Source organism: Tepidiforma bonchosmolovskayae, from assembly GCF_008838325.1.
Classification (GTDB): domain Bacteria; phylum Chloroflexota; class Dehalococcoidia; order Tepidiformales; family Tepidiformaceae; genus Tepidiforma; species Tepidiforma bonchosmolovskayae.
Genome location: NZ_CP042829.1, coordinates 2,462,884 through 2,488,352, shown reverse-complemented (window position 1 = coordinate 2,488,352; position 25,469 = coordinate 2,462,884). Strand labels below are relative to the sequence as shown.

At 69.6% G+C, this 25,469-nt stretch carries 27 protein-coding genes; 14 read left to right on the top strand and 13 right to left on the bottom strand.

Going from position 1 to position 25,469, the window contains the following annotated elements; all coding sequences use genetic code 11:
- Positions 1 to 3 precede the first annotated feature (3 nt).
- From Tbon_RS12415 to Tbon_RS12375, 9 genes are all read right to left on the bottom strand, one after another.
- Positions 4 to 447, bottom strand: a complete 444-nt coding sequence (locus Tbon_RS12415; protein ID WP_158067993.1) for a hypothetical protein — start codon at positions 445 to 447, stop codon at positions 4 to 6.
- The gene (locus Tbon_RS12410; RefSeq protein ID WP_225734632.1) at positions 444 to 1,463 is read right to left on the bottom strand and encodes a phosphotransferase family protein; all 1,020 of its coding nucleotides are present in this window, start codon (positions 1,461 to 1,463) and stop codon (positions 444 to 446) included. Before Tbon_RS12410 ends, Tbon_RS12415 begins: the two co-directional genes overlap by 4 nt.
- Positions 1,464 to 1,518: 55 nt before the next feature.
- Complete coding sequence (hisB, locus tag Tbon_RS12405) at positions 1,519 to 2,139, bottom strand: imidazoleglycerol-phosphate dehydratase HisB (RefSeq protein ID WP_158067991.1); 621 nt, start codon at positions 2,137 to 2,139, stop codon at positions 1,519 to 1,521.
- Positions 2,140 to 2,141: 2 nt separating this feature from the next.
- Entirely contained in the window at positions 2,142 to 3,215 is a 1,074-nt protein-coding gene (gene hisC, locus Tbon_RS12400; protein ID WP_225734631.1) for a histidinol-phosphate transaminase, read from the bottom strand.
- Position 3,216: 1 nt separating this feature from the next.
- Positions 3,217 to 4,542 carry a histidinol dehydrogenase gene (gene hisD, locus Tbon_RS12395; RefSeq protein ID WP_158067989.1) on the bottom strand — a complete coding sequence of 442 codons (1,326 nt, stop codon included), beginning with the start codon at positions 4,540 to 4,542 and terminating at the stop codon, positions 3,217 to 3,219.
- Positions 4,533 to 5,291 (bottom strand): zinc dependent phospholipase C family protein, encoded by a 759-nt coding sequence (locus Tbon_RS12390; protein ID WP_158067988.1) that lies wholly within the window; start codon positions 5,289 to 5,291, stop codon positions 4,533 to 4,535. Before Tbon_RS12390 ends, hisD begins: the two co-directional genes overlap by 10 nt.
- Positions 5,292 to 5,331: 40 nt before the next feature.
- Entirely contained in the window at positions 5,332 to 6,174 is an 843-nt protein-coding gene (hisG, locus tag Tbon_RS12385; RefSeq protein WP_158067987.1) for an ATP phosphoribosyltransferase, read from the bottom strand.
- Entirely contained in the window at positions 6,171 to 6,383 is a 213-nt protein-coding gene (gene hisE / locus Tbon_RS12380) for a phosphoribosyl-ATP diphosphatase (protein WP_374761729.1), read from the bottom strand. The genes hisG and hisE overlap by 4 nt, the downstream gene beginning before the upstream one ends.
- Positions 6,384 to 6,462: 79 nt before the next feature.
- The gene (locus Tbon_RS12375) at positions 6,463 to 7,254 is read right to left on the bottom strand and encodes a biotin--[acetyl-CoA-carboxylase] ligase (RefSeq protein WP_158067985.1); all 792 of its coding nucleotides are present in this window, start codon (positions 7,252 to 7,254) and stop codon (positions 6,463 to 6,465) included.
- Between the two features lie 364 nt (positions 7,255 to 7,618).
- On the opposite strand from Tbon_RS12375, the gene rpsB reads away from it, so the two are divergent.
- The 9 genes from rpsB to Tbon_RS12330 all read left to right on the top strand — a co-directional run bounded on the left by rpsB (position 7,619) and on the right by Tbon_RS12330 (position 14,213).
- Complete coding sequence (gene rpsB, locus Tbon_RS12370; RefSeq protein WP_158067984.1) at positions 7,619 to 8,458, top strand: 30S ribosomal protein S2; 840 nt, start codon at positions 7,619 to 7,621, stop codon at positions 8,456 to 8,458.
- A 28-nt stretch (positions 8,459 to 8,486) separates the two neighbouring features.
- Complete coding sequence (locus Tbon_RS12365; RefSeq protein ID WP_158068312.1) at positions 8,487 to 8,975, top strand: elongation factor Ts; 489 nt, start codon at positions 8,487 to 8,489, stop codon at positions 8,973 to 8,975.
- A gap of 6 nt (positions 8,976 to 8,981) precedes the next feature.
- A complete protein-coding gene (gene pyrH, locus Tbon_RS12360) occupies positions 8,982 to 9,734 on the top strand; it encodes a UMP kinase (RefSeq protein WP_158067983.1) in 753 nt (250 codons plus the stop codon).
- A gap of 18 nt (positions 9,735 to 9,752) precedes the next feature.
- Positions 9,753 to 10,316: a ribosome recycling factor gene (gene frr, locus Tbon_RS12355; RefSeq protein WP_158067982.1), complete on the top strand. Its 564-nt coding sequence runs from the start codon at positions 9,753 to 9,755 to the stop codon at positions 10,314 to 10,316.
- Positions 10,306 to 11,112 (top strand): isoprenyl transferase, encoded by an 807-nt coding sequence (locus tag Tbon_RS12350; protein WP_225734628.1) that lies wholly within the window; start codon positions 10,306 to 10,308, stop codon positions 11,110 to 11,112. The genes frr and Tbon_RS12350 overlap by 11 nt, the downstream gene beginning before the upstream one ends.
- Positions 11,113 to 11,132: 20 nt before the next feature.
- Entirely contained in the window at positions 11,133 to 11,939 is an 807-nt protein-coding gene (locus tag Tbon_RS12345) for a phosphatidate cytidylyltransferase (protein ID WP_192497972.1), read from the top strand.
- Between the two features lie 36 nt (positions 11,940 to 11,975).
- Entirely contained in the window at positions 11,976 to 12,830 is an 855-nt protein-coding gene (locus Tbon_RS12340) for an alpha/beta fold hydrolase (protein WP_158067980.1), read from the top strand.
- Positions 12,827 to 13,585 (top strand): TVP38/TMEM64 family protein, encoded by a 759-nt coding sequence (locus Tbon_RS12335; RefSeq protein ID WP_158067979.1) that lies wholly within the window; start codon positions 12,827 to 12,829, stop codon positions 13,583 to 13,585. Before Tbon_RS12340 ends, Tbon_RS12335 begins: the two co-directional genes overlap by 4 nt.
- A 178-nt stretch (positions 13,586 to 13,763) precedes the next feature.
- Positions 13,764 to 14,213, top strand: a complete 450-nt coding sequence (locus Tbon_RS12330) for a hypothetical protein (protein ID WP_158067978.1) — start codon at positions 13,764 to 13,766, stop codon at positions 14,211 to 14,213.
- On the opposite strand, the gene Tbon_RS12325 is transcribed toward Tbon_RS12330, so the two are convergent.
- Together Tbon_RS12325 and Tbon_RS12320 are read right to left on the bottom strand one after the other, a co-directional pair.
- Positions 14,210 to 14,803 (bottom strand): hypothetical protein, encoded by a 594-nt coding sequence (locus tag Tbon_RS12325; RefSeq protein ID WP_158067977.1) that lies wholly within the window; start codon positions 14,801 to 14,803, stop codon positions 14,210 to 14,212. The genes Tbon_RS12330 and Tbon_RS12325 overlap by 4 nt on opposite strands.
- A 9-nt stretch (positions 14,804 to 14,812) precedes the next feature.
- Positions 14,813 to 15,298 carry an N-acetyltransferase gene (locus tag Tbon_RS12320; protein ID WP_158067976.1) on the bottom strand — a complete coding sequence of 162 codons (486 nt, stop codon included), beginning with the start codon at positions 15,296 to 15,298 and terminating at the stop codon, positions 14,813 to 14,815.
- Positions 15,299 to 15,531: 233 nt separating this feature from the next.
- Between Tbon_RS12320 and Tbon_RS12315 the strand changes: the two genes are divergently transcribed.
- Complete coding sequence (locus tag Tbon_RS12315) at positions 15,532 to 16,446, top strand: methionyl-tRNA formyltransferase (protein WP_158067975.1); 915 nt, start codon at positions 15,532 to 15,534, stop codon at positions 16,444 to 16,446.
- Here the strand turns inward: Tbon_RS12315 and Tbon_RS12310 are convergent.
- On the bottom strand, positions 16,443 to 18,578 hold the full coding sequence (locus Tbon_RS12310; protein ID WP_158067974.1) for a S9 family peptidase: 2,136 nt from the start codon (positions 18,576 to 18,578) through the stop codon (positions 16,443 to 16,445). The two genes, Tbon_RS12315 and Tbon_RS12310, sit on opposite strands and share 4 nt — an antisense overlap.
- Positions 18,575 to 20,848, bottom strand: a complete 2,274-nt coding sequence (locus Tbon_RS12305) for an aminopeptidase P N-terminal domain-containing protein (protein WP_158067973.1) — start codon at positions 20,846 to 20,848, stop codon at positions 18,575 to 18,577. The genes Tbon_RS12310 and Tbon_RS12305 overlap by 4 nt, the downstream gene beginning before the upstream one ends.
- A gap of 178 nt (positions 20,849 to 21,026) precedes the next feature.
- Between Tbon_RS12305 and Tbon_RS12300 the strand changes: the two genes are divergently transcribed.
- From Tbon_RS12300 to Tbon_RS12285, 4 genes are read left to right on the top strand one after another with little or no spacing between them, the layout of a single operon-like run.
- Positions 21,027 to 21,542, top strand: a complete 516-nt coding sequence (locus Tbon_RS12300; RefSeq protein WP_192497971.1) for a DUF3090 family protein — start codon at positions 21,027 to 21,029, stop codon at positions 21,540 to 21,542.
- 46 nt (positions 21,543 to 21,588) lie between these two features.
- Positions 21,589 to 23,088 (top strand): glycerol kinase GlpK, encoded by a 1,500-nt coding sequence (gene glpK, locus Tbon_RS12295; RefSeq protein WP_158067971.1) that lies wholly within the window; start codon positions 21,589 to 21,591, stop codon positions 23,086 to 23,088.
- Positions 23,073 to 24,641, top strand: a complete 1,569-nt coding sequence (locus Tbon_RS12290) for a glycerol-3-phosphate dehydrogenase/oxidase (RefSeq protein WP_158067970.1) — start codon at positions 23,073 to 23,075, stop codon at positions 24,639 to 24,641. The genes glpK and Tbon_RS12290 overlap by 16 nt, the downstream gene beginning before the upstream one ends.
- A complete protein-coding gene (locus Tbon_RS12285) occupies positions 24,638 to 25,435 on the top strand; it encodes an SIR2 family NAD-dependent protein deacylase (protein WP_158067969.1) in 798 nt (265 codons plus the stop codon). Before Tbon_RS12290 ends, Tbon_RS12285 begins: the two co-directional genes overlap by 4 nt.
- Positions 25,436 to 25,469: the final 34 nt, after the last annotated feature.

The following is a 25,469-nucleotide window of genomic DNA, read 5'->3' as shown; positions in this document are numbered from 1 at the left end:
GGGTCAGAGCCGGGAGGCGAACTGGCGGCGCCGGGTCGACTCGATGAGTTCGGCCCAGATCCGCTCTTCGAAAGCGCGGGCAGCCTCACCGGGGGCCTGCTCGACCGCGGCGTGGAGGTCGATGAGCGCCGCCCGGAGGAGGTCGTTCTCGCGCTGGAGGTCGGGGACCCGGAGGGTCGGGGCCGCGGGCGCGGCGATAGCTGCGGCAACCGACGTGGGGCATCCCTCGCCGAGCAGTGCACGCCCTTCGGCGAGGAGTTCGCGCACGACCCGGTTTTCGGTGACGAGGCGGTCGGCGGCGCGGTCGAACTCTTCGGCGAGCATCATCTCGAGCATGGCCGCGATGCCGACGAGCTGCTGACCGAACGGGGTGGAGATGTTCGGCATGACCTCGGAGAGGAGGTTGGCGGCGAGGCCCTGGAGGACGCGCGGCGCCGAGGGGTTCACGGGATCCTCCCCATGGTACGCAGGAGGTACTGGTCCTGCGCGTTAATGAGCGAGTAGGCGACGAGGGGCAGGATGAGTTCGTTGGTGCGGCCCTCCTGGAAGGAGCGGGCGCCGGTGACCCAGATGCCCTGGCACTTCACGTGGCTGAAGACCTCCCACCAGTACAGGGCCTGCGGGTCGGCGCGCAGGCCGCTGTACCGCTCCCAGTGGGCGATGGCGGCCGCGCGGTCAACGATGCCGCCGGGGCGGCCGTCCTTCGCCCAGTGCCACGACTGGTTGAAGGACCAGGCGAGGTCCTCGAGCGGGTCGCCGAGGTGGGCCATCTCCCAGTCGACGATGCCGTAGATGTTGCCGTCCTCGCGGTAGAGGAAGTTGCCGACGCGATAGTCGCCATGGACGACGCTGATCCGCTGTGCCGGCGGGGGCGGGTTGGCGCGCAGCCAGCGGATTGCGGCTTTCATGATCGGCTGCGGCTCCATCGCCTCGGTATCGAGAATGCGCTCCCAGTGGTCGAGTTCGCGCTGCCAGGCGGTTTCGGGCGTGGGCGGCTCAGCCACGCGCTCGATCGGCGTGCCGCGCCAGTCGAAGGTCGCGATGGCGCCGAGGATGCGGTACATGTTCTCGGCGAGCTGCGGATGCACGGCGGTATAGGGCGGCGCGATGATCTTCGCAGTCGCCGATTCGCAGCCGAGGATGCGGTCCATGATGAAGAACGGCCCGCCGAGGATGGAGGCGTCGTTCTCGAGCCAGCGCATCCGGGGCACGGGCACGTCGCTGCCCCAGGGCGCGGAGTAGAAGGCGTACTCAGTCTCGCGGTCGGTGTCGAGCAGGGAGGCCGGCGGGTCTTTCCGGAGCACGAAGGCTGCCGTCTGCCGCTCCCCGGACGGCGCGGTCCACTCGGCATCGAACATCCAGGTTTCGCGGGAGGCGCCGCCCGGGATGCGGAGCAGGCCGGTGACCCGGACATCGTTCGCCTCGAGCCGGGATGCGAGGTAGCGTGCGAGTGCGTCTTCCACGGGGCGGAGGGGAAGGTTACGGCCTTCAGCGGGAGTGTCAAGCCGGGCGTCCGGCCTAGAGGGTCCCTTTGGTGCTGGGGATATCGCCGCCGCGCCGGGGGTCGAACCGGGTGGCGGCATCGAGCGCGCGGGCCATCGCCTTGAACGCCGCCTCGCACTTGTGGTGGTCGTTCGCGCCGTAGAGGACGCGGAGGTGAAGGTTGATCTTCGCGGCGAAGGCGAACGATTCGAGGAAGTGGTTGAACAGGTCCGGCGGGAGCCCGCCGAGTTCACGGCCGAGCAGCTTCAGGTCGAGCACGGCATACGGCCGGCCGCTGAGGTCGACGGCAGCAAAGGCGAGCGCTTCGTCGAGCGGCATGTACGCCGAGCCGGCGCGGACGAGGCCGGCCTTGTCGCCGGCGGCCCTCGCGAGCGCCTCGCCGAGGCAGATGCCCACATCCTCAACGGTGTGGTGCTGGTCGATCCACAGGTCGCCTTCGCAGCGGACTTCGAGGTCGAAGACCCCGTGCTTGGCGATGTGGGAGAGCATGTGGTCGAGGAAGCCGACGCCGGTGGCGCAGGCGAATCGGCCGGAGCCGTCGAGGTTCAGGGTAATGTCGATGCTGGTTTCGGCGGTGCGGCGCGAGACCGTGGCGACGCGGGGCGCGACGGCGGGGATGGGGGCGGATTCGGCCATGGCTACAGCTCCTCGAGTGCGGCCATCAGCGCGTCGGTATCTCCCGGGCGGCCGGCGCTGATGCGGAGATAGTTGTGCAGGTCGGGGCGATCGTAATAGCGGACGAGGATGCCGCGCGCGCGGAGTGCAGCGGCAACCTCCTTCGCCGGGCGGCCGCGTACGGCGACGAGCACGAAGTTGGCGCAGGAGGGCAGCGGCTCGAGCCACCCGAGCCCGGCCAGCAGGCGGGACATGCGCTCCCGCTCGGCGACTATGGCGGCGATGTTTTCCGCGATCTCGGCGCGGTGCTCGATGGCCGCGATGGCTGCCGCCTCGGCGGCGACGTTGACGTTGTAGGGCTGCTTCAGGGCCATCAGGTGCGCGGCCAGTTCAGGGGCCGAGACGCTGTAGCCGACGCGCAGCCCGGCGAGACCGGCCCACTTGCTGAAGGTGCGCAGGACGACGAGGTTCGGATGGGCGGCGATGAGCGGCACCACCGATTCGCCGCCGAACTCGATGTACGCCTCATCGACGGCAATGACCGCGTCGAGGGCAAGGAGGGCCTCCAGCTCGGCGCGGTTCACGGGGTTGCCGGTCGGGTTGTTCGGGTGCGTCAGGAAGACGAGCCGGGCGCCCTCGTACTGGACCGCGTGGCGGATTGCGACCACGTCGAGGTCGAAGTTCGGACGCCGCGGCACTTCGATCGGCCGGGCGCGCAGGATCTTTGCGAGGAAGCGGTACATGCCGAAGGCCGGCGTGGGGATGACGACCGCCGGCGGGAGGACGAGGCGGATCAGCACATCGATCAGGTCATCGGCACCGGTCCCGGCGACAATGTGCCCGGGTTCGACGCCGACGTACCCGGCGATGGCCTCCCGAAGGCGGGCCTGTCCGGGGTCCGGGTAGATATGGAAGAGGGCGCGTGCAGCCGCCTCGCGGACCGCGGGATGGGGTCCATAGAGGTTCTCGTTGGCGTCGAGCTTCACCAGCCGTTCCACCGGCACGCCGATCTCGGCGGCAAGCACATCGAGCGGCTTGACGGGGACGTATTCCTCGAGGTCGTCGAGGTCGTCGCGGAGGAGGCGGCGGAGGGCCACGTTACCGTCCCTGCAGCCGCCGTTCGACGGCGTGGGCATGGCCGGTCAGCCCCTCGGCGCGGGCGATGATTGCCGCAGCGCGGTTCAGCTCCTCCATCTCCTCTTCGGGGAGGTTGACGACGGCGATCTTCTTGAGGAAGTCGTGGACGCCGAGCGGGCCGCTCCAGCGGGCCGCGCCGCCGGTCGGCATCGTATGACTGGGGCCGGCGGTGTAGTCGCCCACCGCCTCGGGAGACGCCTCGCCGAGGAAGAGGCCGCCGCAGTTGCGGACCTTCATGGCGTAGGCCGTCGGGTTCTCGACGCAGAGGCAGAGGTGCTCGGGGGCGTACTCATTCGCGAGTTCGATGGCGTGGTCGATGTCGTTGACGAGGATGCAACCGCCGCGGTTTTCGAGGGCCGCGCGGGCGATTTTCGCCCGCTCGAGGCCGCGGAGCTGCCGTTCGATTGCGACGGCGACCTCCTCGGCGAGGTAGTGCGAGGGCGTGAGGAGGATCGGGCTGGCGAGCGGGTCGTGCTCGGCCTGGGCGATGAGGTCGGCCGCGACAAGCTCGGGGTTGGCGCTCTCGTCAGCGATGATCATCGTCTCGGTGGGGCCGTAGATGCTGTCGATGCCGACATCGCCGAAGACCTGGCGCTTGGCGATCGTCACAAAGAGGCCGCCGGGCCCGGCGATCTTGTCCACGCGGGGGATGGTCTCGGTGCCGTAGGCGAAGGCCGCGATCCCCTGGGCGCCGCCGGCTTTGAAGACAGCGTCGACGCCGGCGATATCGGCGGCAACGAGCTTCACCGGCGGGACCGTGCCGTCGGGAAGGACAGGGCTGGTCAGGTAGACCTCATCGACCCCGGCGACCCGGGCGGGAATGGCGCACATCAGGACGGTGCTGGGGAGCGGGGCGCGGGTGCCGGGCACGTAGATGCCTGCGCGCTGGATCGGCCTCGTGACCTGGCCGAGGCCGTGCTGCTGGAAATCGATGGAGGCGCCGCGGAGCTGCGTTTCGTGGTAGCGGCGGACCCGTTCGGCGGCAAAGCGGAGCGCCTCGATTAGCTCGGCCGGGAGCGTCTCGTAGGCGGCGCGGATTTCATCCGGCTGGACGCGGAGTTCCGGCGTGTGCGCGCCATCGATGGCGGAGTTGTAGTAGCGGACGGCGTTGTCGCCGTCTTCGCGGACGTCGCGGATGATGCGGCGGACCACCTCGTCGGGGGCGAGTTCCTGTCCGAAGGTGCGGAAGGTGGTCTCCCGGATCTCCATGGGGAGCTCTTCGATTTCGAGGGGGCGGCGGGCCAGGAGGGTGCGGCGGCCTTCCTCGGCGTTGCGGATTATGCGCATCCCAGGTACCTCTCCACGGCGGCGCGGGCCGTTTCCGTCGCGCGCTGGACGAAGGCTTCGACCTCGGCGTCGGTGATGTGGGCGATTGTCTCATCGAGGAGTTCGGGGAGCGAATCGAGGAACCCGTCGAGCGTTTCGCCCTCTTCGAGGCCGGCGAACCGGAGGTGATTGGCGATCATGGCGCGGGCGCGGTCCCAGTCGAGGTTGCGGGCGGCAACGTCGCGCGAGACCTGGCGCCAGCGCTCGAGGGTATCGGTATCGATGAAGCCGGTCTCAATGTCGGCGACGGTGCAGGCAAGGGCGCTGCAGATCGACGCTTTGAGCTCGGGGTCGGAGCCGTAGCGGCGGTCGAGGTCGAACTGCAGCAGCCGGTCCATGACGTTGGCCCGGATGGCGCCGCCGAGGTGGTCGTGGCGGAGGAAGTAGGGCCGGTACACGCCGGTGATGTACTGCTCGTCGAGGACGAGATGGGAGATGTAGCCGGCGGCCCAGGCGCGGGTCGGCGGATTCAGGCGCTCCGGCGCGGCAAGGTTCCGGTAGGTCGAAAGGAACGCGGCGACCGAATCCTGGTGGTTATGTTCGTTGAGGTCGAAGAAGTGGGTGCTGTAGCGGTCCTGCCGGGTGATGACGCGGATGTCGGGGGAGGTCGCGCCGAGGAGGTAGGCGCCGGAATCGGCGGGGAGGTCGTCGTGGCCGAGGTCGAGCGCGACCTGGCGGGCAATCACCATGTGGAGGGTGATCGGGGGCATGGCCTCATGGTAGCGAACCGCGGCCCGGGTTGGCCCGCGGTCAGATGCGGGCGCTCTCGATGTTCGTCAGGAGGATGCCGCGGCAGCCGATGCTGGAGAGTTCGTCCATGATGCGGTGGGCCTCCTTGCGACGGACCATGGCCTTGACCGAGTACCAGCCTTCGCGCTGGAGCTGCGTGATGGTGGGGGATTCGAGGCCGGGGGTGATTTCGCAGGCGCGCTGGAGGATCGTCCCCGGGCAGTCGTACTCAACCATCATGTAATCGAGGGCGACCAGACGTCCCTCGATTCGGCTGCGGAGCACCCGGACCGGCGGGTGGTCGGCGCGGTCAGGGTGGGCGTACAGGGCGGCATTCGAGACGAAGAGCGGTTCGCCCACGATGCGGAGACCGGCCTGCCGGAGGGTGGTGCCGGTATCGACGACATCGACGACAGCTTCGGCGATGCCGAGCGCAACGGAGATTTCAACCGCGCCTTCGAGTTCGATGAGCTTCAGGTCGCGGCCGCGGAAGTACTGCCGGACGATATTCGGGAAGGAGGTCGCGATGCGGAGACCGGCGACATCGTCGAGGGTGCGGACGGGCGAAGCCGCGGGCACAGCCGCACAGAGGCGCGAATCGCCGTAGTTGAGGTCGAGGAGGAGCTCAGGGCAGTGGCCCCGCTCGGCGGCGAGGTCTTTTCCGGTGATGCCGGCATCGAGGATGCCGTTGGCGACATAGACAGGGATATCCCCGGGCCGGAGGAAGTAGAACTCGACGTCGTTCTCGGGATCGAAAGCGGAGAGCTGGCTGCCGCTCTTGCCGACCCGGTACCCGCACGACGCCAGCAGGTCGAGCGTTGGCTGGAAGAGGACACCTTTGTTGGGGAGGGCGACCTTGATCACAGGGTGCGGTACACCTCATCGAGCGTGAGGTCGGCGGCGGCCATCATACAGGCGACGTAGTAGAGCACCTGCGCGAGCTCCCCGGCGAGCGCCTCGCGCGATTCGTAGCGGGCGGCCATCCATGCTTCGGCAGCTTCTTCGACGAGCTTCTTCCCGATGGCGTGCGGCCCCTGCGCGAGGAGTGCGGCGGTGCCGGATCCTTCGGGCATCTCGCGCTTGCGGCTGACGGCGAGGGCGACGATCTCCTCGAATGTCACAGCGTCACGATAAATCACTGCGGCGAACGGATCATGTCGCGACCGGCCGCACGGTGACATCGGCGGCGGTGACGGTCTCGCGGACACCTGAGTCGCGCTCGACGACCAGTGCGCCAGCGTCGTCGAGGTCGACGGCAAGGGCCTCGAATGGGGCTCCGCCGACGGGGCTGACATGAACGCGCCGGCCGAGAACGAGGTTGCGCTCCCGGTAGCGGGCGAGGACGTCAGCGGCGGGCGCTGCAAGGGTCCGTTCGAGTTCGTTGCAGAGGCGGGCGAACAGCGCCTCACGGTCGACCGGCCGGCCGAGGACGGCGGCGAGCGACGTAGCAATACGCTGGAGGTCGGGCTGGGCTGTCGAGGGGTCAAAGTTTACGTTGATGCCGATCCCGGGGAACGCAACGGGGCCCTCCGCTTCGAGCTCGCCGTCGATGAGCATGCCACAGACCTTGAGGCCGCCGACCCAGATGTCGTTCGGCCATTTGATCGCCGCTTCGGGTACGACCGCGGCGAGGGCTTCCGCCACCGCGACCGGGACGCGGACCGGGAGGGTCCGGTGGAGTTCGAGGCTGCAGCGGAGGATGAAGGTGACGTAGATGTTCGCGCCGGCGGGGCTGAAGAAGGTGCGGCCGCGCCGGCCGCGGCCGGCGGTCTGCTCTTCGGCGAAGACGGCGGTGCCGTGTACGGCGCCTTCGGCGGCCTCGCGGCGGGCAAGGTCCATGGTCGAGCCGACGACGGGGCGGTAGACGAGCGGCCGGCCGATGAGCGTCGTGGTCAGCAGGGACTGAAAGCGGGCGAAATCGAAGGGCGGGAGTGAAGCAGTCATGCCGGGACCGGGGGACGTGAAAAGGGCCCCGGTACTGCCGGGGCCCTGGCGTAGCTAAGACCGGGGTCTTAGGAGGTTCGGTGATTCCTCCGAGAGGTCTAGGAGGAGGTCACCTCCAGCGCAAAGGTACGGTCGTAGCTACGACTATGATGGTCCATGCGCATCACCTCCTTTCCTGCCGCGCAGCATGCGCCGGACGGCGGAGGCTGTCAAGTGGCATGGCCCGCGACGGGCCAGGGCGCTTTCGCGGAAGCCTGCCCCTGCTATTCTGAGATGCATTGTGTGGATCGGCGGCATCCTGGCCCCGCGGGGTCAAATCTCTGATGCCGCAGGATGGAGGATTCCCCTGGTTACTCCCGTCAGCATGAAGCAGCTGCTCGAAGCGGGCGTTCACTTCGGGCACCAAACCCGCCGCTGGAACCCCAAGATGCGGCAATTCATCTTCACCGAGCGGAACGGCATCCACATCATCGACCTGCAGCAGACCGTGACGCGCCTCGAAGCTGCCATCAACTTCGTGCGCGATGTGGTCGCCTCGGGCGCCGACGTGCTCATCGTCGGCACAAAGAAGCAGGCCCGCGAGACGGTGGAGATGGAAGCGAAGCGCGCCGGGCTCCCGTACGTGAACAACCGCTGGCTCGGCGGCACGCTTACCAACTTCCGGACCATCCAGCAGCGGATCCGTCACCTGCGCGAACTGGAGGCGGCGATGGAGCGGGGGGATTTCGCCCGGCTCCCGAAGCGCGAGCAGCTCGAAATCCAGAACGAGATCGAGCGGATGAACCGGTACTTCGGCGGCATCAAGAACATGGACCGCCTGCCCGGCGCCGTGTTCATCATCGACACCGTCAAAGAGGCCATCGCCGTCTCCGAATGCGTTCGGCTCGGCATCCCGATCGTGTCGCTGGTCGATACCAACTGCGACCCCGACCCGATCGCGTATCCCATCCCGAGCAACGACGACGCAATCCGCGCGATCAAGCTGATCCTCGGGAAGATCGCCGACGCGGCCATCGAGGGCCGCGCCATGCGGGAATCGGGGGTGGCGCCGGGCACGCAGGTCGACGAGCTGGCGCGCGCGGCCGACGGCGCGGGCAGCTACACGGCCTCTCCGGAGGACGAGGCGCCGGCCGAGGCCGGCACCCGGGTGACTGTCATCAGCATGCAGGCGGCAGACGCCGCACAGACCCAGGCACAGGAGTAGATCGCAGGTGGCTGCTGTTACGACTGAAATGATTAAGGAGCTCCGGGACGAGACCGGGGCGGGCGTGATGGACGCCAAGCGCGCGCTCGAAGAGGCGGGCGGCGACAAGGCGAAGGCAAAGCAGATCCTGCGCGAGCGCGGGATCGCCGCGGCGGCGAAGCGGCAGGACCGCGAGACGAGCAACGGCGTCGTCGACGCCTACATCCATGCCGGCGGCCGGATCGGCGTGCTGGTCGAAGTGAACTGCGAGACCGATTTCGTGGCCAATACCGACGAGTTCCGGCAGCTGGCGCGGAACATTGCGATGCAGGTGGCGGCGATGAATCCGCAGGTCGTCTCGGCCGATGACCCCGAGCGGGCGAAGTACGAGGGCCCGGACGAGGAGGTTGTCCTGCTCGCCCAGCCGTTCATCCGCGACGCCAGCAAGACCATTAAGGACCTGGTGCAGGATGCCATCGCCCGGACCGGGGAGAACATCCGCGTGCGCCGGTTCGTGCGGTACGAACTGGGACGGTAGTCAGCGATGACCGGTCACGGCCGCGGGCGGTATCGGCGGGCGCTCGTCAAGCTGAGCGGCGAGGCGCTGATGGGCTCGCGGCCGTTCGGCATCGACCCTGTGACCCTGAACGACCTTGCCAGGCAGATCAAGCAGGCGGTCGATGAGGGTGTGCAGGTTGCCGTATCGGTTGGCGGCGGGAACTTCTGGCGCGGCGCGACCGTTGCAGAGACGGGAATGGACCGCGCGACGGCCGACTACGCCGGGATGCTCGGCACCATCATGAACGCCCTCGCGCTGCAGGACGCCCTGGAGAAGCGCGGCGCAGTGGTGCGGACGCAGACAGCGCTGCCGATTGCGCAGGTCGCCGAGCCGTACATCCGGCGGCGGGCGATCCGCCACCTCGAGAAGGGGCGCGTGGTGATTTTCGCCGCGGGGACAGGGAACCCGTTCATGACGACCGACACGGCGGGCGCCCTGCGCGCCATCGAGACCGACTGTGAAGTGCTCCTGATGGCCAAGAACGGGGTGGACGGCGTGTACGACGCCGACCCGGCGAAGGTGCCCGGGGCGAGGAAGTTCGAGCACGTGACGCACATCGAGGCGATCCAGCGGCGGCTGCAGGTGATGGACATCACCGCGCTGAGCATGTGCATGGAGCATCACATGCCGATCGTGGTGTTCGATGTGGCCGCGCCGGACGCGGTGTACCGGGCGCTCCGCGGCGATACCATTGGCACGCTGGTTTCGGCTTCGCCGGAGCCGGCGGCACATCCCTGAACGCGGAGGAGGCAGACCATGGCGGATGCTGAGGAGATCCTCCTCGAAGCTGACGAGAAGATGGACCACTCGGTGGAGGCGCTGCGGCGGGAGCTGAACGGGGTGCGAACCGGGCGGGCCCACCCGAGCCTCATCGAAACGCTGATGGTTGACTACTACGGCGCCCTGACGCCGCTCAAGCAGCTCGGCACGATCAATGCGCCGGAGCCGCGGCTGCTGACGGTGACGGTCTGGGACCGGAGCGCGGTCCCCGCAATCCAGAAGGCGATCCAGTCGAGCGACCTCGGCCTGAACCCGGCGATTGACGGACAGGTGCTGCGGCTGCCGATTCCGCCGCTGACCGAGCAGCGCCGAAAGGAGCTGGTGAAGCTCGTGCACCACAAGGCCGAGGACGCCCGGGTAGCCGTGCGGAACGTTCGGCGCCACGCTCACGAGGAGCTGCGGAAGCTCGAAAAAGAGGGCGGGATGTCGCAGGATGAGCTGAAGCGGGCGGAGGAGGAGCTGCAGAAGATTACGGACCGGCACATTGCGACCATCGACGCCGAGAGCAAGAAGAAAGAGGCGGAACTCCTTGAGGTCTAAGCCCGGCCAACCCGGCACCCTCGGCAAGCCAGCCGAGTACCTCGGAGACCTGATTTCGCCCATCTCGGGCGGCCGGATTCCGCGCCATGTCGCGATCATCATGGACGGCAACGGCCGGTGGGCCACCCAGCGGGGCCTGCCGCGGGCAGCCGGCCACCGTGCCGGCACGGAGAACATCCGACGGGTCATCGAGCGGTTCGCCGACCACGGGGTGCAATACCTCACGCTCTATGCGTTCAGCACCGAAAACTGGAACCGGCCCCAGCGCGAGGTGCGGGCGCTCATCCGGCTGCTGCGCTACTTCATCCGGCGGGAGCTGGACAACCTCCACCGGAACGGCATCCGGCTGCAGATGCTGGGCCATATCGAAACGCTGCCGGAATGGCTGCAGCAGCAGGTCCGTGACGCCATCGAGCTCACCCGGGAGAACGACCGGATGGTGCTGAACATCTGCTTCAGCTACGGCGGGCGGGACGACATCGTCATGGCGATCCGCGGGATGCTTGCCGACGGCGTCCGGGCCGAGGAGGTCACGGAAGAGCTGGTCAGCCGATACCTGATGACCGCCGGGATGCCGGACCCCGACCTGGTGATCCGCACGGCGGGCGAACAGCGGATTTCGAACTTCCTGCTCTGGCAGTCGGCGTACGCGGAGCTGTACTTCACCGATACCTACTGGCCGGACTTCGGCCGTGAGGATACCGACATCGCGCTGGCGGAGTACGGCCGCCGGAAGCGGAAGTTCGGCGGGCTGCTCGAGGAGGACCTCGAGGCGTTCCGCGAGCAATCCTCCTGAGCACCGGGCTGGGGAGGCCGGTGTCGAACCTGCAGCAGCGCGTCCTGACGGCAGCAGTCGGCCTGCCGATCGTGCTCGGGCTGGCGTGGGTCGGCGGATGGCCGTTCGCGCTGGCGGTTGCGCTTGTCTCACTGCTGGCTTCGCTGGAGTTCGTGCACGGGTGGCTCATTCCGAGCCGCCCGATCCGCGAGGCCGTGGTCCATATCCCCACCATCGCGATTGCGCCGGTTACCGCTGCTGCGGCGCACCTTGATGCGCGGTTTGTGCTGATGGGCGCGGCATTTGCGGCAGTGTTCGCCGCGCTGGGATACGCCCCGACGCAGGCGTTCGGGCCGCGCAAGCCGTTCCGGGTGTATGCGGGGTGCACGCTCTATCTCGGCGTGCTGGCTTCGATGCTGGTGCTGGTGCGCGATGCGCCGAACGGGCGCGAATGGTTCTTCATCGGCCTGGTCTCGACCTTCGCGGTCGATACCGGGGCCTATGCGGTGGGGCGGGCGATCGGCCGGCACCGGATGGCCCCGCGGATCAGTCCGAAGAAGACGTGGGAGGGCGCGGCCGGAGGGTACGCGACCGGCGCGGCGGCTGTCCTGGGCCTGAACGCCCTGTTCGAAACCGGCGTCGGCGCGTCGACGGCGCTGCACCTGGCAGTCGCGCTCCCGATTGCCGCGATGGCGGGCGACCTCTTCGAAAGCTGGATGAAGCGGCGCATGGGGGTGAAGGACGCGAGCGGGCTGCTGCCGGGGCATGGAGGCTTCATGGACCGCCTCGATTCGGTCCTGTTCGTCTTCCCGGTGGTGGAGCTGTTCCTGCGGCTGCGCGTGCTCTGATAGCCTGAAGAGGGACATCGCCCCCGGCAGGTGCGCATGGAGACCACGGAGTTCGCCCACAGGGAAGCGACGGTCAATGGAATTCGGATGCATTATGTCGAAGCCGGGGACGGCGAGCCGGTCGTGTTCCTGCACGGCTTTCCGGAATTCTGGTATTCGTGGCGGCACCAGCTGCGTGCGCTGCGCAGGAGGTACCGGGTCATCGCGCCCGACCAGCGGGGGTACAACCTGACCGAGGCGCGAGGTCCCTACGACACGGGGACGCTGCAGGCCGACATTCTCTGCCTGCTCGACCATCTCGGTATCGACCGGGCGCACATCGTGGGGCACGACTGGGGTGGCGTCATCGCCTGGCTGCTGGCGATGCAGCACGGTGACCGCCTGAAGAGCCTGGCCGTCTGCAACCTGCCGCACCCGGCGATTTTCCGGCGACGTGTGCTGCGGCCCCGACAGGCGCTGCGGTCGTGGTACGTCCTGTTCTTTCAGCTGCCCCTCCTGCCCGAGCTGGCGCTTTCGGCTGGCGGGTACCACCGGCTCGCGCGGAGGATGATCCGCGAATGCCGGCCGGGGACCTTCACCAAAGAGGACATCCGGGAGTTCCTCGCCGGGTGGCGGAGGCAAGGGCTCTCGGGCGGCATTAACTGGTATCGCGCGCTGCTGCGCCACCCGCCGCGCATCCCCGACCCGGTGCCGCTCGTCACGGTGCCGACGCTCCTCATCTGGGGTGACGAAGACCGGTACCTGGGAAAGGAACTGACGGAAGGCACGGACCAGTTCGTGGCGAAACTGCGCGTCGTGCACCTGCCGGGCGTGAGCCACTGGGTACAGCAGGAGGCCGCGGACGAGGTCAACCGGCTGCTGGCCGAGCACCTCGCGAGCGTGGAGGGATGAGCGAGCCGGCCACGACGCCGCGCCCGACCCTGGGCGAGATCGAGGAGCGGCTGACCGGCGGGGAGACGCCGCTGCTCCTCCGGCGGGAGGTCGTGGCCGGCCTGGTGGTGCTGTTCCTGCTGGTCGTCGCGGTCTACTGGGCGACGAGCGAGTACTTCGGCATTTCGTACACCATCGAGGCGGAGCCGTTCCGCGACTGGGTCGACGGGTTCGGCATCCTCGGTCCTGTCGTGTTCATCGGCATCATGGCGCTCTCCGTGCTGTTCGCGCCGGTCCCGAACGCACCAATCTTTATGGCGGCCGGGCTGGCGTGGGGGCCGGTGCTAGGGACGCTGTACTGCATGGCCGGGCTGGTGCTGGGGTCGGCGGTTGCCTTCTGGGTTGCACGGCGGTTCGGCCGGCGGCACCTGGCGCGGCTCGTCGGCCGAAGGAATGCGGAACGGATCGACACGCTGGTCCTCGAAATGGGCGGGCGGGTGGTGTTCTGGTCTCGGATGATCCCGGCGGTCAACTTCGACTGGATCAGCTTCGTCGCGGGCATGACCGCCATCCCGTTCCGGGTGTTCATTCTCTACTCGGCACTGGGGATGGTGTTCCCGACGGCGGTGGCGGTGGTGGCCGGCGACGGGCTGGGGCGCGACGTGCGGATCACGCTCGGCGCCGGCGGCGTGTGGCTCGCGGTCATCGTCATCAGCGCTGCGGTGTACTGGAGGCGGCGGGCGAACGGACGGCGGGACAACGGCGCAGCCACGTAAGTCCGGGATGCTGCGGCTGCGGATCCGGAGGCCCGCAGGGCAGCTCTCAGGGTTTCGCCTATCTGCGTGAGGGATGGACGGCGGGAGAATGCCTCCTGCAGGAGAGGAGGTTTTCCCGATGGAGGCAGCCCGGTTCCCCGTGTATCTCCAGCCCGTACCGCGCCCGGCGGCCGAGACCTTGGCCGCACTAACCGCCCCGGCCCGCAGGCTGCTCTCCCGGGTCGAACTGCTGCGCCACCTTGATGCGCAGGCCGATATCGCCCCGCGGGCGCCGCTGTCGTTCCTCGCGGTGCGGGTCACGGGCCTGGACGACGTGCTGGAGCAGCGGGGCGAAGTCGGCGTCCGGTTCGTGAACCGGGGAGTGGGCGAGGCGCTGCTTGGCCTGTGCCGAGGGACCGACATCCCGGGGGAGCTCGGAGAGGTGACCTTCGGACTGATCCTCCAGGGGGCGGGGGCGACGGCCGCTGCTGCAGCAGCGGCACGGGTGCAACATCACCTCAACCGCCTCGCATTCCTGCCCGCGGGCTGCGCCGTACTGGTCGGCGCGGCGACCGGGACGGGGAGCCACGGGCGGCGGCTCGCGTGGGCTGCGCTCGACGTGGTCGACGGAGACTGCTGCAGCGGCTAGACCAGCCGGGTGGCGATTGGGAGGGCCCAGCGCGTCAGGCGCGCCCGGGCCTGGAAATTCGCGCGGGCTTCCGGGGCCGGCTGCCGCGAGCGCTCCCATGATGCGAGCCCGTCGTACCAGGTGACCAGGAGCATCCGCGTTCTGTCGCCGGAGAGGTCAGCACGGAGGAGGGCACGCGGCTCGGCCCGGTAGGCAGGGTCGGCTTCAAACGAGTTCCATGCCTCGGCGGAGAGGCGGACGAACTCCTCGACGTCGCCTGAAGCGATTTCGAACGTGCGAAAGACATAGACCCCGGGCCGCGACTGCGGCTCGGGCCGCTCCGGCCGAGCCGTCGGGCGGCAGTCGAGCGCGTCTTCGACGGCCAGCCCCGGGAGCGCGGGCCACGCCGCACCACCCGTCTCAGCGGCAGCAACGAGGAGGAGCTCATCGGTGCGGAGCCCAAGGAGGCCGGCAAACACGCCCCAGGGGGCAACCCCGGCTGCCGTGCAGGCCTTCCGCCACTGCCGGGCAAGTTCGGAAGCACGCTCAGGGGTGAGCTGGCGGTCGGCGCGAACGCGCTGGACAAGGTAGCGGTGCGCTTCGGACGGCACGGACGGAGTCTACGCCAGGGGAACGGCGAGGTCAGGCCCACGAAGGTCGAGGACAACGGCCACTTCCTTGCAGTTTGTGAAAAACGGACAGCGGACGCACTCGTTCCAGACCTTTTGCGGAAATTCCATGACGTTCGCGAGCCGGAAGCCCTGCTTTTCAAAGAACCCCGGTCGGTAGGTCAGGGCGAAGACCCGTTCGAGGCCGAATTCGCGGGCATCGTCGACGCAGGCCGCGACGATGGCCGCACCGACCCCTCTGCCCTGGGCGGATTCGGCGACGGCGAGCGAGCGGATTTCGGCGAGGTCGGGGCCCATGATGTGGAGCGATCCGCAGCCCACGATCTCCCCGTCGATGCGGGCAACCTTGAAGTCGCGGATCGCTTCGTAGATTTCGCCGATGGGCCGGTGCAGCATGTCGCCGCGATCGGCCCAGAAGGTGACGAGCGCATGGATAGCCGCGGCATCGGCGAGCCGGGCGGGCTGGACCTGGATCATGTCGGGAAGTGTGCTCCTGCGGTGCGAAGTGTGGGGAACCCGGCCGTCAGGGAGCACGGCGAACACGGGCGACGTGCGTGGCGTCGCCCGGGATGACCTCGACCGCGTAGAACGGATGCATGCGGCAAGTGTACGGGATGCCGGGCCCGCGGTCAGCGGCGGGTACAGGGTGGAGCGGAGAAGGGCGCCCGCGGTAGGCTGACGCAGCCGGGACCTCCGGCGGGGAGCTCGAGATGCGTGTCGTCGTGATGGGGCAGGCTGCATTCGGCGAGGCGGTCTTCCGGCGCCTGCGGGACGACGGTTTTGACGTCGTGGGCGCGAGCGCTCCGGGTCCGTCGGGCGGGCGGCACGACCCGCTCTGGGCTGCTGCAGAGGCGGCCGGGGTGCCGGTCGTCGAGACGCGGGCGCTGAAGGATGCCGCCGGGCAGGAAGCATGGGCCGCGCTCAAGCCGGACCTGTGCGCGATGGCGTTCGTGACGGAGATCATCCCGCATGAGGTGCTCGAGCTTCCGCGGCTGGGGAGCATCCAGTACCACCCGAGCCTGCTCCCGCTCCACCGGGGCTCATCGGCGATCAACTGGGCGATCATCTTCGGAAGGACGGAGACCGGGCTGACCATCTTCTGGCCCGACCGCGGCATCGACACGGGGCCGATCCTGCTCCAGCGGCGGTGCCCGATCGGCCCGGACGACACGGTGGGGTCGGTCTACTTCGAACGGCTCTTCCCGATGGGCGTGGAGGCGATGTCGGAGGCAGCCCGGCTCGTGCGTGAGGGGCGGGCCCCGCGCATCGAGCAGGACCACGCGAAAGCGACGTACGAGCCGCCGTGCAGGGATGAGCATGCGCAGATCCGCTGGTACGAGCCGGCGGACCGGGTGTATGCGCTCATCCGGGGCTGCAATCCCCAGCCGGGGGCATGGACGACGGTGGAGAGCGGCCGGCTGCGGATTTTCGACTGCCGCCTCACGGGGGAGGAGGCCCCGGGCATGCCGGGCCGGGTGCTCCGGGTAGACGAGGGCACGTTCCACGTGCGCCTGAACGGCGGAGTGCTGCGGGTCATGCGCGTGCAGCCGGAGGGAGGGAAGAAGATGCCGGCCGGAGAGTGGGCGGCCCAGGCCGGGATCGCGCCGGGCTACCGGTTCCGCTAGCGGGGCCGGAGTTCGCGCAGGAGGAACTCGATGACGCGGCGCTCCTGGTACTCGAGGCCGCGCTGGTCGCGGGGCATGTGCCGCTCTTCGGGAAAGATCAGCAAGTCGTAGTCCTTGCCGGCCTCAGTCAGAGCCACGATGAATCGCGCCGTGTGGCGGAAGTGCACGTTCTCGTCCGTCATGCCGTGGACGAGGAGAAGCCTGCCTTCGAGCCGGTGGGCATGGGTGATGGCTGAGCCGTCCCGGTAGCCCTCGGGGTTCGCAGCGGGCGTTTCCATGTACCGCTCGGTGTAGGCGGTGTCGTAGCCGTCCCAGTCGGTCACGGGTGCGCCGGCGACCCCAACGCGAAAGACGCCGGGCGCCTTGAGCATGGCCATGAGCGTCATGTAGCCGCCGTAGCTCCAGCCGTAGATGCCGGCGCGGGAGGTATCAAATCCGCCGAGGCTGGCCAGGTACCGGACGCCGGCAACCTGGTCTTCGACCTCGATGGTGCCCATCCGGCGGTGGATGTGGGCTTCGAAGGCGAGGCCGCGGCCGGCGCTGCCGCGATTGTCGAGCTTGAAGACGGCGACGCCCTGCTGGACGAGGTACTGGGCGCGGAGGTCGACGGTCACTGACCAATCGTCGATGACGCGCTGGACATGGGGGCCGCCGTATACCGAGACGACCACCGGCACCGGTCCATCGGCAGCCGGGGGGCGGTAGAGGGCGCCGTAGAGCAGGGTGCCGTCGTCTGCGGTCACCTCGTGGAACTCCGGGATGACGAGCCCCAGGCCGGCGGGGGTCAGTGCTTCGGGCTCATGGACCTCGACGGTCCGGCCGTCGCGGAGGTTGCGGGCGATGACGCGGGGCGGTTCGGTGCGGCTGCTCCATGCGTCGAGCAGCCAGCCGCCGCCTGGCGCAAGGACGCCGGTGTGCCAGCCCGGCTCGCCGGTGAGGCGTTCGATCGGGCCGCCGGTCAGAGGCACGCGGTACAGGTGGCGTTCGAGCGGCGACGCCTCGGTCGCCGCGAAGTAGACGAATCCGCCTTCCTCGTCGACGCCAAGGAGGGAGGTGACCATCCACGGCCCGGCTGTCAGGACCCGTTCGAGGGCGCCATCGGCCGAGCGGAGCTCGAGGTGGCGGAAACCCGTGCGCTCGGTCGACCACACGATGCGCCCGTCCTTGAGGAAGGTTGTTTCGCCGGCGAGGTTGATCCAGGGTTCCTGGTACTCGTCGATGAGCGTCCGGGGGGCGGCGCCGCCTTCAAAGAGGAGGAGGCGCAGGCGGCGCTGGTTGCGGGAGAGGAGCTGCACCGCGAGCGCGCCATCGGGCCGCCAGCCGACGCGGGCGATGTAGATGTCGCGGTCCGGGCCGAGGTCGAGCCACGTGATGGCGCCGGTCGCCACATCGATGACACCGAGGTCGAGCAGGGCGTTGGCCTGGCCGGCGAACGGGTAGCGGTGGCGCTCGACGTCGATGCCGGGGCGACCCTGGTGAACGATGGGGTACTCGGGGATATGGCGGGAATCGGCGCGGATGAACGCGATGCGGGAGCCGTCGGGGCTCCACCAGAACCCGCGGTCGCGGTCGAGCTCCTCATGGGCGATGAATTCGGCGATGCCGTTCGTCAGGCCGTCCTCGGCGTCGGAGGTCAGGCGGCGGGGGTCGCCGCCCCGCGTCTCCTGCACGTAGAGGTCGCCGTCGCGGACGAAGGCGACACGGTCGCCGGCGGGCGAGAGGTGGGCGTCGATGGCGCCGTCCGACCCGGGGAGCGGCGCCAGTTCTCCATCGCCGATGCGGACCCAGAGGCGCCCTCCGCCGGGAACGAGGAGCACCGGGACGGCCGCGGCCGTCGCGAATTCGTACGACGTGACGCCGAGCTCGCGCAGGCGGGCGCGTTCGCGCCGGAGCTCTTCCTCGCGGGAGAGCGCAGCTTCGGAGGTGGTGGCGGGCGGCGGGCCAGCGAGCACCTCGCGGGCGCCGGTTTCGAGGTCAAGCCGCCAGAGGCTGCGGACCAGGTTGCCCTCGGCGGAGTAAAGGAAGGTCACCGCGCGTCCGTCCGGGGTGAAGCCGAGGCCGCCGGGGACGTTCGTGCCCGGGCGCGGAAAGCGCGCGACATCGGCAATGGTGAGCCGGGGCGGCTGCGTCACCGGTCGAACGCCTCCGCCCGGAGCGCTTCGATGGCGTCGACGTCGGATGGAAGCCCGGCGGTGAGGACCTCGGCCGGCCCCTCAGTCACCAGGATGTCGTCCTCGATGCGGATGCCGCCGAAGCCGCGCAGGGCGTCGACGCGGTCCCAGTGGACGACGTCGCGGTACGTTTCGCGCCTGGCAGGGTCGTCGAGGATGGCCGGGATGAAATAGATGCCGGGTTCGATGGTGACCACGTAGCCGGGCTGGAGGGGGAGGTCGGCGCGGAGCCACTTCAGGCCGAAGCGGTCGCTCGGGGTTCGGCCGCGGAGGCAGCCGCCGGCATCGTGGGTGGCGAGGCCGAGCAGGTGGCCGAGGCCGTGGGGGAAGAAGAGGGCGTGGGCATCCATCTCCACCAGGTCGGCGGGGTTGCCGCGGAGGATGCCGAGGTCGGCAAGGCCGGCGGCTATCCGTTCACAGGCGCGGAGGTGGAGGTCCCGGTATTCGACGCCAGGGCGGGCTTCGGCGATGGCAGCGCGCTGGACCTCGTACACCAGCCGGTAGAGGTCGCGCTGGATGCCCTCGAAATGGCGGCCGGCCGGGAAGGTCCGGGTGACGTCGCTGGCGTACCCGTCGACTTCGGCGCCGGCGTCGATGAGCACGAGTTCGCCGTCGTTCAGCGGCCGCCGGGTCGGCGCGAAGTGGAGGACGGCGGCGTTCGGACCGCTGCCGACGATGGAACCGTAGGCCGTACGGTCGCCGCCGCTGCGGAAGAACTCGGCCTCAAGTTCGACCTGGAGGTCGCGTTCGGTGAGCCCGGGCCGGGCAGTGCGGAGTGCGAGGAGGTGACCGGCCCGGCTGGCCGCGGCAGCGCGGCGCATCGCCTCGAGCTCATCGGGGTCCTTCACACGGCGGGCCTCGGCTACGTCCCAGGAGAGGCGCGCGGCAAGCGCTGCGTCGTGGGCGGTTTCGAAGCGTTCGAGCGGCGGCAGGCGGTACTCCCCAGGCCGATGGAGCAGGTCGTCATTGCCGATGACGGCCAGCGGCTCCGTGCGGCGCACTTCGAGCCAGACTGCGAGCGATTCGATGGGCCGGACGTCGAGGCCGGAGCGGGCACGCAGGGCATCGAGGTCGGGACCGTCGCCCGTCCAGATTCGGTCGTCGGGTGTGGGAAGCGTGACAAAGAGTTCCCAGCCGGTGGCCGGGTCAAAGGCGAGCACGCTGGCGGGTTCGCCGACGCCGGCCAGGTAGCGGAACTCCGGGTGCGCGTGGAAGTCGTGGAACTGGTCGGTTCCGGCGATTGGGACGGGCAGGCCGCTGGCGACCAGCACCGCGCCGCGTTCGAGTGCCCAGGCCCGGGCGACGCGGTCGCGGCGGCTGCTGACGAGGGCGGCGGGGTTCACGTCCGCCAGTGTAGCGGAGGCGTCAGCCGTAGCGCTCCGCGGCGGCTTTGAGGAGGTCCGCGACCCGGCTCCGGCGCCGGGGAGCGCCTCGAGCTCCTGCGAGACGTGCCAGTAGCTCTCCTGGATGCGCGCAGCGACCGCCGGGGTGAAGTCGATGACCACGTCGTACCGGGACTCGCCGAGGACGACGCCGCCCCAGCTGTGACGGAGCGTCTCGGCGAGCTCGTCGATATCGACCGGCTCGAAGTCGCGGTGAAGCTGCTCGACCGCGCGAATGCGATCGACCTTGAAGACGCGGACTTCGCCGTGCGTGTGGGAGTAGCCGACGAGGTAGGTGCCGCTTTCGGTGTGGTCGAGGATGTAGGGGTCGACCTCGTAGCGGCGGGCCTCCGTGGAGTGGGCGGAGCGGTACTCAATCGCTACCGACTGGCTCTTGGCCCAGGCCTCGGTGATGCTGCAGAGGATATCCGTGGCCTCGCGGTTGAAGGGGAGCTGGCGGTACTCGCGGACCGTGCGCTGCATGTGCTCGGCCATGCCTTTCGGCAGCGCGTTGGCGACCTTCTCGAGGGCCGTGAGGGCGTCCGGGTCGTGTTCGTCGGCGGAGCGGAGCATCAGCCGCATGGCGAAGTAGACGGCGCGGCCCTCCTGGAGCGTGAGGCGGACTGGGCCGAAGAGGGGCTGATGGCCCTCCATGATCCGCCAGCGGCGGTTTTCGATGACCAGCGGGACGTTGAGCTCCGATTCGAGCGCCTGGAGGTCGCGCTGGATGGTGCGCTGGGAATAGCCGGTCTCGCGGGACAGCTCCATTGTCGAGACGCCGTTTGGGCGCCGGACGAGGATGTCGCGGATGCGGATGAGCCGGGTCGAGCGACGGGTTTGTTCGGTCATACCGCTCACCTCCTGCGGTTGGCGTTGTGGAGGGGCACGTTACGTCGGGAAGGCGACACACTCTGTCGCGATGTCCCGGGGGATTCGCAGGCTTTTGTGAATTTTCTGCACGGGTCGACCCTGCGGTAAAGGACGAATGGCCGCGACGGGAGGGCCGGCCTGCCCTACGATCGGGGCGATGGCACGCACGCAAGACCTGGGCCCCCTCATCCATATCTCGGCGGAAGCGATCGGGCGGCCCGGGCAGCGGCGCTTCCGGCTTCGCGTCGTGAACGGCTCCGGGTTCGCCGCCTCGCTCTGGCTCGAAAAGGAGCAGCTGAACGCGCTCGGCGACGCGATCGAGACGGTCCTGGACGATGAGGGCTATGACTACGTTCCCCTCCCGCCGGACGATGCCCCTCCGCGGCTCGAGGCGCCGCAGTCGTTCGACCTCGACCTGCAGGTGTTCCAGCTGAGCATGGGCGTCAATGCCGAGGACCGGCGGATTGTCCTGATTGCGGCCGACGGGCCGCCTGATGCCGACGACACGATTGGCCTGACGATGGAGTTCGACTACCGGAGCGGGTACGAGCTGCGGCAGCAGATTGCCGAGGTCATCGCCGCGGGGCGGCCGCTCTGTCCGCTCTGCACAGCGCCGATGGACCCGGGCGGGCACATGTGCGTCCGCCGGAACGGCCACCACCGGGAGCTGTGAGCGGCGCAGGGTTTCCCGGGTGCTGGGGGTTCGTATACTCCCGCACATGACGCCCCCGTACATCCTCGCCATCGACCAGGGAACGACCAGCTCCCGCGCGCTCATCGTCGACCGGACCGGCGCGATCGTGGGATTGGGGCAGCAGCCGCTGACCCAGTACTACCCGCAGCCGGGCTGGGTGGAACACGACCCTGAGGAGATCTGGACCACGACGCTCGACGCGATCGGGGTCGCGCTTGCCCAGGCCGGCCTTGCGTTCGGCGACCTCGCCTGCATCGGCCTGACCAATCAGCGCGAGACCGCGGTCGTTTGGGAGCGCGCAACGGGCGCGCCGGTCCACCGGGCGATCGTCTGGCAGGACCGGCGCACCGCCGGAATCTGCGAGGATGTGCGGTCGGCCGGCGAGGAGGAGCGAGTCCGCCAGGCGACGGGGCTCACGCTCGACCCGTACTTCACCGGCACGAAGCTCACGTGGCTCTTCCGCCACGACCCGGAGCTCCACCGGCAGGCCCGGCTCGGCGAGATTTGCGCGGGGACCGTGGACGCCTGGCTGATCTGGAAGCTGACCGGGGGCGCCAGCTTCCTGACGGACTTCACAAACGCGTCGCGAACGCTGCTCTTTAACGTGAAACGCGGGCGCTGGGACGACGGACTGCTCGACCTGTTCGAGGTGCCGCGGGCAGCGCTCCCGGCAGCGGCCCCGTCGCAGTCGCGGTTTGGGTTCACCAGCGAGGAGCAGTTCGGGAGCCGGGTGCCGATTACGGGGGCCGCCGGAGACCAGCAGGCGGCGCTCTTCGGGCAGGGCGGGTTCGCCCCGGGGGTCGCGAAGAACACCTACGGCACCGGGTGCTTCCTCCTTTCGAACGCGGGCCGAAAGGCGGCGGTGCCGGAGACCGGGCTGCTGCTCAGCCTCGGAGCTGGCGCCGGGCCCCAGGGGCCGGAGTACGTGATCGAGGGCTCAGTGTTCGTGGCCGGGGCGCTGGTCCAGTGGATGCGCGACGAGCTGGGGCTCATCGCCCAGTCGGCCGATATCGAGCCGCTGGCGGCCAGCGTTCCGGACACGGCGGGCGTGGTCATCGTCCCGGCGTTCACCGGCCTCGGCGCGCCCGACTGGGACCCGCACGCCCGGGGCGCCATCCTCGGCCTGACGCGCGGGGTGACGAAGGCGCACCTTGCGCGGGCTGCGCTGGAGGCGATCGCCCTCTCGAGCGCGGAGCTCATCGAGGTGATGAATGAATCGCTGCCGGAGCCGATCCGGGAGCTGCGGGTCGACGGCGGCGCTGCCGTGAACGACCTGCTGATGCAGCTGCAGGCCGACTTCGCGGGCATCCCGGTGCTCCGCCCGCAGTCCACCGAGACGACGGCGCTCGGGGCGGCGTACCTCGCAGGGCTGACCGCAGGCATCTGGTCGAGCATCGATGAGGTGGCCGAGCTGTGGCGGCCCGAGCGGGTATTCGAGCCCCGGCTGGGCAGCGCCGAACGCCACCGGAGGCTGCGCGAGTGGCGGCGCGCGGTGGAACGGACGCTCGGATGGGCGGCATCTTGAGCGCGCGCGACCTTGCCTCCGGGGATCCGCTCGACCTTGCCATCATCGGCGGGGGGATCAACGGGGCGGCGATCGCGCGCGCAGCGGCGGCGACCGGGCTCCGGGCAGCACTCTTCGAGGCGAGCGACTACGGGTTCGGGACGACGTGGCGGTCGACGAAGCTCATCCACGGTGGGCTCCGCTACCTCGAGCACGGGGACGTCGGACTGGTATTCGAATCGCTCCGGGAGCGGGCGTGGCTGTTACAGACCCGGCCCTACCTCGTGCGGCCGCAGCGGTTTTTGCTGCCGCTCCTGCCGTGGACGCGGCGGCCGGGCTGGCAGCTGCGTATCGGCCTCGCCGCCTACGACCTGCTGGCCCTGTACCGTGCGGTGCCTCCGCACCGGCCCCTCAGCCGGGAGCGGCTGCGCGAACTCGCGCCCTATTTGCCTGACGAGACGCGCGGCGGGTTCTCTTTCTTCGATGCGCGGGTGATCGCGCCGGAACGGCTCACGTGGGAGCTGGTCCGGGAGGCGCGGCAGCTCGGTGCGGCCACGCTGAATCACACGCCGGTGGTCGCCATCAACGCCCCGGACGGGACCGTCGAGGCGGTGGTGGTCGACCACGGCGGCGAGCACGTCACGATTCCCGCGCGGGCCGTGGTCAACGCGGCGGGCCCGTGGGTCGACGCCGTGAACCGGCTCGGCGACCTGCCGCCCCCGGAGCTGCTCGGCGTCACGCGCGGGTCCCACATCGTCGTCGAACTGGACGGACCGCCCGGGCACGATGCGGTCTTCAGCACGGCGAAGAGCGACGGGCGCGTGTTCTTCGCGGTGCCGCAGGACGACCTGCTCCTCATCGGCACCACCGACGAGCGGTACGACGGGGACCCCTCGGCGGTGCGGCCGACGCCGGAGGACATCGACTACCTGCTGACCGAAGGGCGGACGCTCCTGCCCGGGCTTGACATCCGGCGCGAGCGCATCCGCTACGCCTATGCCGGCCTGCGGCCGCTGCAGAAAGTTGCCGGCGGGCCGGAGGCGGCGATTTCGCGACGGCACGCCGTCATTGACCACGGCAAGGTGGGCGGGGCGAAGGGGATGTTCAGCGTGGTCGGGGGGAAGCTCAGCACGTTCCGGCCGCTTGCGGGCGACGTGATCGAAGCGGTGACCGGCCGGAAGCCGCAGGGCTGGCTCGCCGCCCCGCCTGCCGGGTGGCGGGAGCGGCTGCTCGGCCTCGGGCTCGACCATCCGGCGCGGCGGCACCTGCGGCGGTACGGCGGCGATGCGGCGGCCGTCATCGAGCTCGGCCGGGAGGTGCTCTGCCCGCACGCCCCGGGGTTCGAGGGCGAGGTGCGCTTCGCTGCCCGGCACGAACAGGCGCTCACCGTCGGCGACGTGCTCCTGCGGCGAACCGGCATCGGCTGGGCGCGGTGTAGGGGCCTCTGCTGCCACGAGCGGGTAGCAGCCATCCTCGCGGAAGAGCTCGGCTGGAGCGCAGCGGAACGCGACCGGGCGGCGGCCGCATACGCCGCCGAAGTGGCGTATCATCTTCCGGTAGAGGGGACGGCTTGACTTCCACCCGGCACGCGCTTTCGGACCCGGCGGTCGAATCCGCGCTTCGGCAGGCTGCGGCGCTCGTTCGGCGCAGCCAGTACGCCGTCGCGCTCGTCGGGGCCGGGCTTTCGGCGGAGAGCGGGATACCGACGTACCGCGGGAGCGGAGGCGTCTACGAGCGGTTCGGCGAGCCGACCATCGACGGCTGGGAGCTGTTCGTCGCCGACCCGGCCGAGTGGTGGCGCCAGGCGATCGTGCACGAGACCTCTGGCTCGCCGTTCTCGCAGGCGATCGACCGCGCGGCCCCGAACCCGGGGCACTACGCCATGGCCGACCTGGAGCACATGGGGCGGCTTGCGCACGTCATCACCCAGAACATCGACAATCTGCACGCGATGGCGGGTTCGCGGCGGGTGACCGAAATCCACGGGAACCGGTACAAGGTGCGCTGCATCGAATGCGGCGCGCGCGAACGTCTGGAGACGGTGAGCCTCGACCGGCTGCCGCCGTCGTGCCCGGTGTGCGGGGGGCTGTACAAGAACGACGTGGTGATGTTCGGTGAGCCGATTCCGCGGGATGCGCTCGAGGAGTGCTACCGGCAGACCCTCGCCGCCGACCTGTTCCTCACCATCGGGACCAGCGCGGTCGTCTACCCTGCCGCAGACTTCCCGGTGCTGGCGAAGCGGCGCGGCGCCCCGCTGATCGAAATCAACCCGGAGGCGACGGCGCTGAGCGAGATCGCCGACGTCATCATCCGGGCCCCTGCCGGCGTTGCGCTGCCGGCGCTGGTCGACCTGCTGCTCGTTCCCTGAGCGACCCGGTCCGTTTCCCCTTTGCGCCTTGACC